6 protein-coding genes are annotated in these 6,952 nt (G+C 40.4%); all 6 read left to right on the top strand.

The genetic code is table 11. The features are described from left to right. Positions 1 to 295 precede the first annotated feature (295 nt). Genes WCM76_16460 through WCM76_16485 form a run of 6 tightly spaced genes read left to right on the top strand, consistent with a single transcriptional unit; the run spans position 296 to position 6,945 of the window. The gene (locus WCM76_16460; GenBank protein MEI6767224.1) at positions 296 to 1,768 is read left to right on the top strand and encodes a class I SAM-dependent DNA methyltransferase; all 1,473 of its coding nucleotides are present in this window, start codon (positions 296 to 298) and stop codon (positions 1,766 to 1,768) included. Position 1,769: 1 nt separating this feature from the next. Beyond that, a complete protein-coding gene (locus tag WCM76_16465; GenBank protein ID MEI6767225.1) occupies positions 1,770 to 3,560 on the top strand; it encodes an RNA-binding domain-containing protein in 1,791 nt (596 codons plus the stop codon). Further along, positions 3,557 to 4,693 carry a restriction endonuclease subunit S gene (locus tag WCM76_16470; GenBank protein MEI6767226.1) on the top strand — a complete coding sequence of 379 codons (1,137 nt, stop codon included), beginning with the start codon at positions 3,557 to 3,559 and terminating at the stop codon, positions 4,691 to 4,693. Before WCM76_16465 ends, WCM76_16470 begins: the two co-directional genes overlap by 4 nt. 2 nt (positions 4,694 to 4,695) lie before the next feature. After that, on the top strand, positions 4,696 to 5,838 hold the full coding sequence (locus WCM76_16475) for an FRG domain-containing protein (GenBank protein ID MEI6767227.1): 1,143 nt from the start codon (positions 4,696 to 4,698) through the stop codon (positions 5,836 to 5,838). A gap of 2 nt (positions 5,839 to 5,840) precedes the next feature. After that, positions 5,841 to 6,584 carry a uracil-DNA glycosylase family protein gene (locus WCM76_16480; protein MEI6767228.1) on the top strand — a complete coding sequence of 248 codons (744 nt, stop codon included), beginning with the start codon at positions 5,841 to 5,843 and terminating at the stop codon, positions 6,582 to 6,584. After that, a complete protein-coding gene (locus tag WCM76_16485; GenBank protein ID MEI6767229.1) occupies positions 6,571 to 6,945 on the top strand; it encodes a hypothetical protein in 375 nt (124 codons plus the stop codon). Before WCM76_16480 ends, WCM76_16485 begins: the two co-directional genes overlap by 14 nt. Positions 6,946 to 6,952 lie beyond the last annotated feature (7 nt).

Here is a 6,952-nt window from a genome sequence, read left to right on the forward strand (position 1 = left end):
TTCATTTTCCTTAAATTCCAGATGCAGATCGGAGCAGTATTGAATAGAGAGCATATAATTATCACGTTTGGGATAAAAACAAATATTGAACCAGCGTGTCTGCTGAAATCTTTGAATAGGGCGTTGCAAAAATCAGCCACGGTCATCGGCGCAAAGGTAACATGAATTTTTTTTGAGGCATGAAATAGTTGTGTCCGCTCGCAGGTCTTAAGTTTTTTCGCAAATAACAATTCCCTGACGGTGAAATAACCTATATTTGAATCCTCTATACTAAAAGATATAATGTATTGATTATATGATTACAGGAGAACTGAAAAATAAGATAGACAAGGTTTGGGACGCTTTCTGGACAGGGGGAATATCAAATCCGCTAACCGTTATTGAACAAATAACCTATTTGCTCTTTATTAAAAGGCTGGATGAACTGCATACGGCCAAAGAACTCAAAGCGAATACCCTAAAAGTGCCGCTGGATAAACCGATTTTCAGCAAGGATCAACAGAATCTGCGCTGGAGCCGGTTTAAGGATAAGGACGCGGAGCAGATGTATGAAATCGTGAGCAAAGAGGCATTTCAATTCATGAAAGATTTAGGTAACATGAATGGTGACAGTACCGAAAGCCCATTTGCCAAATTCATGAAGGGTGCAACATTCATGATCCCAACACCAAATCTGCTGGACAAAGTGGTGAACATGATCTCTGACATTCCAATGCAGGACAGGGATACAAAGGGCGACCTTTATGAATACCTTCTTTCTAAAATTGCAACTGCTGGAAAAAACGGGCAATTCCGTACTCCCCGCCATATTATTAAAATGATGGTGGCCATGATGAAACCTGCACCCGAAGATACCATATTCGATCCGGCTTGCGGTTCAGGTGGATTTTTAGTAGCTGCCGGGGAATATATGCACGATCATTATGCTGATTTGTTTCATAAAAAGGATTTCCGCGACAAATACAACAGCAGGATGTTTACCGGAAATGAGTTTGATGCCACAATGATACGCATCGGAGCCATGAATATGCTGCTGCATGGTATCGAAAGCCCCACGCTATACGACCGCGATTCACTTGCCGAGAGTTTCACTATCAGGAACCAGTATTCCCTGATCCTGGCCAATCCACCGTTTAAGGGCTCATTGGACGAAGAATCGGTAGAGAAGAGTCTGCTTAAAATGGTCAAAACAAAAAAAACCGAACTGCTTTTCCTTGCCCTTATGCTTCGTACACTAAAGACTGGCGGGCGTTGTGCCGTGATTGTTCCCGATGGCGTATTATTCGGTTCTTCCAATGCACATACTGCAATTCGTCAGGAAATAATCGACAACCAAAAGTTGGAAGCCGTTATTTCCATGCCCTCCGGTGTGTTTAAGCCTTATGCCGGAGTGAGTACTGCCGTCCTGATCTTTACCAAAACCACAAGCGGCGGGACTGACAATGTCTGGTTCTATGATATGAAAGCCGATGGTTTCAGCCTTGACGATAAACGCAACCCGATTGAGCAGAACGATATTTCCGATATTATTAGCCGATTTGAAAAGCGGAGCGCGGAAAAGATGCGTAAGCGCACAGACCAATCGTTTTTAGTTCCTGTGCAGGAAATTCGGGATAATAAATATGACCTGTCAATTAACCGGTACAAAGAGATTGTCTATGAAGAAAAACAATACGATTCCCCGGTGAAGATTATTGCAGACATCAGGGATTTGGATAAGCAACGTATGACAGAATTAAATGATCTTGAAAAACTCTTAAATCAGTAAAATGGATTTACCTGTAAACATAGAAGATTTACTGCATTCGCGCAAAATTGAATCCGACAGGATTGAGTTTAAAGAAGGGTGGAATCCAGATCGCATTTACCGTTCAATTTGTGCATTTGCTAATGATTTCGAGAATACGGGCGGTGGTTACATTTTGATTGGTATTAAAGAAGAAAACAAATTGGCTAAACGCCCTGTTTCAGGTTTGTCTCTTGAAGAAATTGCCAACATTCAGGAAAAAATGATCGGGTTCAATAACCTGATTCGTCCGGTGTATCATCCCCGCCTATATGTAATTCCAGTTGATGGCACACATATCATTGTTCTTTGGGTGCCGGCTGGCGCTTCACGTCCTTATGAAGTTCCCGATGATGTAACCAAAGGAAAACAAAATTATAACTATCGCATTCGGAAATATTCAAGTTCTGTCGTTCCCTCGGTTCATGAAAAACCGGAACTAATCGGTCTTGCCAGCCAGTTACCATTTGACGATAAGCCAAATATACTGGCCGCACTTGACGATATTTCCTTTGTTCTATTGAAAGACTATCTAAGGGTTACGCGCAGCCGTTTAGCTGAGCTTGCAGAATCCCGTTCTAAAGCCGAACTGCTTGAACAAATGGAACTTCTTTCCGGTCCTCCAGAAAACAGTTTTATTCGGAATGTTGCCCTGATGCTTTTTTGCGAAACACCCGAAAAGTTTTTTCCTTATACATGGATTGATTTGGTTCATTTTCCTAAAGGCCCTGCCGCTAAACAATTTACCGAAAAATCGTTTAAAGGCCCTGTGCATCTGCAAATAAAACATGCATTGGACTACATCAAATCTTCATTTTTAACTGAGCAGGTGAATAAAATTCCCGGACAGGCAGAAGCGCTGCGCTATTGGAATTATCCTTATGAAGCCCTCGAAGAAGTTTTGGCCAATTGCATTTATCATCGCAATTATCAGGAACATGAACCGGTGCAGATCAGAATTGAACCCGGCTGCATTTACATATACAACTTGGGTGGCCCCGACCGGACAATACGTTTGGAGGATTTCACCTCCGGCAATATTCGCCCGAAAAGATACCGCAACAGGAGACTGGGTGATTTTCTAAAAGAACTCGACCTCACCGAGGGCAAAGCTACGGGCGTGCCAGTGATATTAAAAACCATGAAGGATAACGGCTCTCCTGTTCCGGTTTTCGCTTTCGATGATGAGCGCACCTGGTTCGAAGTAAAGTTGCCTGTTCACCCCGCCTTTCATAAGAGGGAACTTCCCTCTGAACTAAAGGCGCCCAAAACTCTGGATGATCTTAAAGCTTTGCTCGATTGGATTTTGAGTGATCCCAATATTTCAAATGCAATACCGGATGCTAACGACGTAGATAGCGACCAAGTTATTACTGAGGGTATAGATAAAATCAAGGATAGTGTTAAAGTCAATGATGGCATTAATGATTTAATAACCAATGCAATACAACTTATTACACATGATAATGTTGAAGTTAGTACCAGAGTTAATGATATAGTTAGCGACCATGTTGGCGATGAAGATAAAAACAAGGTTTTGCTGACGTTGGAATTCTGTAATAACCCCCAATCCAGCACCGAAATCCTCGGGCATTTGAATTTGACCAAGCATACCGACAATTTTGTCCGGTATATCAAACCGATGCTGAAAAATTCATGGATAGGGATGACTCTGCCTGATAAACTGACAAGTAGAAACCAGCGCTACTATACCACACTGAAGGGAGCTATCCTTCTGAAACTTTTGCAAATCTCAAAAAAGACCGGAAAATGATGTGGGAAAAAGTGAAATTTGCAGATATTTTCGACTTTCAAAAAAAGTCCAAATGCAAAGCAGGGAACGGCTTGGATGATGGTTTATATCCATTCTTCACATCAAGTGATGTGCAAAAAAAATCTCTGAATGAATTTCATTTTGATAGACCAAGCTTAATCTTTGGCACAGGTGGCCAGGCAAGCGTTCATTTTTGCAAATCGAAATTTGCCGTATCCACAGATTGTTTTGTAGTTCACCCTAAAGCTGAAAACATAGTTACTCCTGATTTCATTTATTATTACCTTAACGGAAATATTCATATACTTGAAAAGGGGTTTAAAGGAGCGGGATTAAGGCACATTTCAAAAGAGTATCTCGCAAATATTGAATTGCCACTTCCGCCCCTAACTACCCAGCAACACATCGCATCCATCCTCGACCATGCTGATAATCTCCGCAAGCTAAACAAACAGCTCTTGCAAAAATATGATGAGCTGGCGCAAAGTGTGTTTATCGAAATGTTCGGGGACCCGGTGAGAAATGAGAAGGGATGGGAAAAGAAGAAAATCAAAGACATTGTTCTAAAAATCGAAAATGGATGGAGTCCTGTTTGTATTGAAGAACCGCGCAAAAATCAAGCTGTTCCAGCAGTAGTCAAGCTGGGTGCTGTCTCATATAGAAATTTTAATCCAAACGAGAATAAAACGCTTCCTCAAAATTTGCCATTCAAAGAAGAACTTGAAATAAAACAATACGATTTACTTTTTTCTCGAAAAAACACTTACGATTTAGTTGGGGCATGTGTTTACGTTTTTGAGACCCCCGGCAAACTGATGATTCCAGATACTATATTTAGGTTTATTTACGATAAAACAATAATAATGGGGCCATATTTGTGGATGCTTTTTAATGATTCTAATTTCAGAAAATTAATTCAATCATTAGCAAGTGGTAGTTCTGGTTCAATGCCAAATATTTCTAAAGCGAAGCTTTTCGATTTTGAAATTCCTGTTCCTTCGATTGACAAGCAGGTTCAATTTGAAAAAATGATTATTAATATTGAATCTCAGAAGAATACATTACGAAACGAATTCGTCAAAACTGAAAATATTTTTCAAAGCCTCATGCAGCGGACGTTTAAAGAAAAGTAGTTATGGAAATCTCCTTTGATGAAAAATTCTATGATTGGCGAAATTCCAAATGGGTAAAAGGTGAACTACGCTATGAAACAAGTAAAATGATTAACGAATGGATTAAACATAGCATTGAGGAGAGATATACGCCCATTGCGGAAGTCATTTTTCATAATTCATGGACAGATTACGCCAAACTGTTTAAGGAATATCAAAAGAACAATAATATTATTTTCCGCGGTCAATCGAATGCAGGCCGAACTTCTAATTTTGATTTTTGGCAAATAGTTTCAAATCTAAATCGGCATTACCCTGATATTTCTTTAAAGGATTTTTTTTCTTTCACATCACAAGGGAAGCAACAGTTGCGGGAGTACCCTGCTTTCAGTCAAAAAATCAGCACACCTGACGATATTCATTTGATTGACCTGCTTGCATTTTTGCAACATCGCGGAATATCCACGCCTTTGGTAGATTTCTCTTATGACCCTATTACAGCCCTTTTCTTTGCGTGTGCTGCAATGCCATTTGAAACGGCTAATGGTAGCGACTACCGATTTCTATCAATCTTTGAAATTGATTCTGAAGTTTTGTTTTCTTACGGAATAAGAGAGATGCCGGGCGATTTTTCATTCAATCAATATGACTTTCAATGTCTGGATCCATACAACCCCATGCCAGACCATTTTGTTGGCAGCGACAAACCATGCATGGCAGTTTGCAGAAACCTCCCCGGCGGTTTGCAAAATTTCAACCTCACACAACAAGACGGTGCCTTTTTGCTGATTCATGTTCCCAAAATGATTTCGATACTTTCAGATCGGCAAAGATGTTTGCGTTATAATTCGCTGGAAGATTTGCTGCTTCATATCAGACTTGAGAAGAATATCCATGTAAAGCCTTTGAAGTTGCATCTAATTCCTTACCAATCCATCTTTTTAAGTCCCGATGACGACAAGATTTTTTCTATGCCTGATACATTATACCTGTACCTTGAGATAAAACAAAAAACGGGGAAACTGCTTTTTGCAGGTGATGATTTGAACGCATTCAAATATGACTTCATGTTTAACTCGAACCGCATACATCAAAGGGCCTATTACCTTTCAAAACTGGATAATAGCCCCGAAAAGGAATTTCTTTTACAAATGGGAGTAATATAATCATGACCAGAGAACAGGAAATATCAGCCTACCAAAAAAAATGCTGGAGCACTTACAAGTCTGCTGTGGGACTTGATCGGGAATACTCTTATTTATATGGCAATCCCGTAAAAGTGCATGTCCCGTTAGATACAGCCATTAATGGCATTATGATTATTGGCGCTTATCCCACGGCACATTTCAATACAATAAGTGGTGAAACGGATGTTCCTGTTTCAGACCACTTATATCCCTTTAGCAACGAATGCTACTTTGATGGCAGCAGAATACGAACTGTCGAATCTGGCAGAGAATTACAAGATCAGTATCTGGATAAATTGAATATTACCCGAGAACAATGTTGGATCACCGACCTCGTCAAGGTATTCCTTTTCAAAGACGGCCATATCCGCAGGTATGAATCCTTGGGTTTTAATGGGCATTCCGCAACACGGAATCAATTCTCGTTGTTCGCAAAAAAAAGCATTCCTCTTTTGCATGAAGAAATATTGATTGCCGATCCCAAACTTATACTCACATTGGGGGCAGAGGTGGCCGCGGCAGTTTTTAATGTCCCCGAAAACGAAGCGATTTCCCGGATGACAGAAACAAGAATTCCTCTTTTGGTTGGTCAAAAGGAATATGCTTGTTTTGCATTACCTCATCCCGGCATAATCATGAAGAATACAGCGCAGTCAGCGATATGGAAGGCAACTCTTACACGCCAGATCGAAACAATTAAAAACTTTTTATATGAAAGTTTCTGATCAAAAAAACAATTTTAAAGGGTATCCTATTCCGGATGCGAACATTTCCCTCACTAAAGAGCTCTTTGATGAAATAAAAACAATTGAGGTTTTACCGGATGATGTTGAAAAGTTCCGATTGAAATATGGGGATATAATTTTGACGGAGGGAGGGGCCCCGGACAAGGTAGAACGAGGGGCTGTTTGGAAGTTTGATGTTCAGGATTGCATTCATCAAAACCACATTTTCCGGGTCAGAGCCAATCCTGAAATACTACATTGGGATTACCTCAGTGCTTTGCTTGGCAGCAAATATGGGAAGAAATACTTCCTTAAGTGGAGAATACGCGCAAACTGGTCCCCTAGTTCCGCGTTAAGCTGACCCCCTT

Source organism: Bacteroidota bacterium (genome assembly GCA_037133915.1).
Lineage (GTDB): Bacteria > Bacteroidota > Bacteroidia > Bacteroidales > CAIWKO01 > JBAXND01.

Bases quoted from the DNA above. Each gene is read 5' to 3' on its own strand.
- WCM76_16460 (MEI6767224.1), top strand. From the start codon at position 296: ATGATTACAGGAGAACTGAAAAATAAGATAGACAAGGTTTGGGACGCT.
- WCM76_16465 (MEI6767225.1), top strand. From the start codon at position 1,770: ATGGATTTACCTGTAAACATAGAAGATTTACTGCATTCGCGCAAAATT.
- WCM76_16470 (MEI6767226.1), top strand. From the start codon at position 3,557: ATGATGTGGGAAAAAGTGAAATTTGCAGATATTTTCGACTTTCAAAAA.
- WCM76_16475 (MEI6767227.1), top strand. From the start codon at position 4,696: ATGGAAATCTCCTTTGATGAAAAATTCTATGATTGGCGAAATTCCAAA.
- WCM76_16480 (MEI6767228.1), top strand. From the start codon at position 5,841: ATGACCAGAGAACAGGAAATATCAGCCTACCAAAAAAAATGCTGGAGC.
- WCM76_16485 (MEI6767229.1), top strand. From the start codon at position 6,571: ATGAAAGTTTCTGATCAAAAAAACAATTTTAAAGGGTATCCTATTCCG.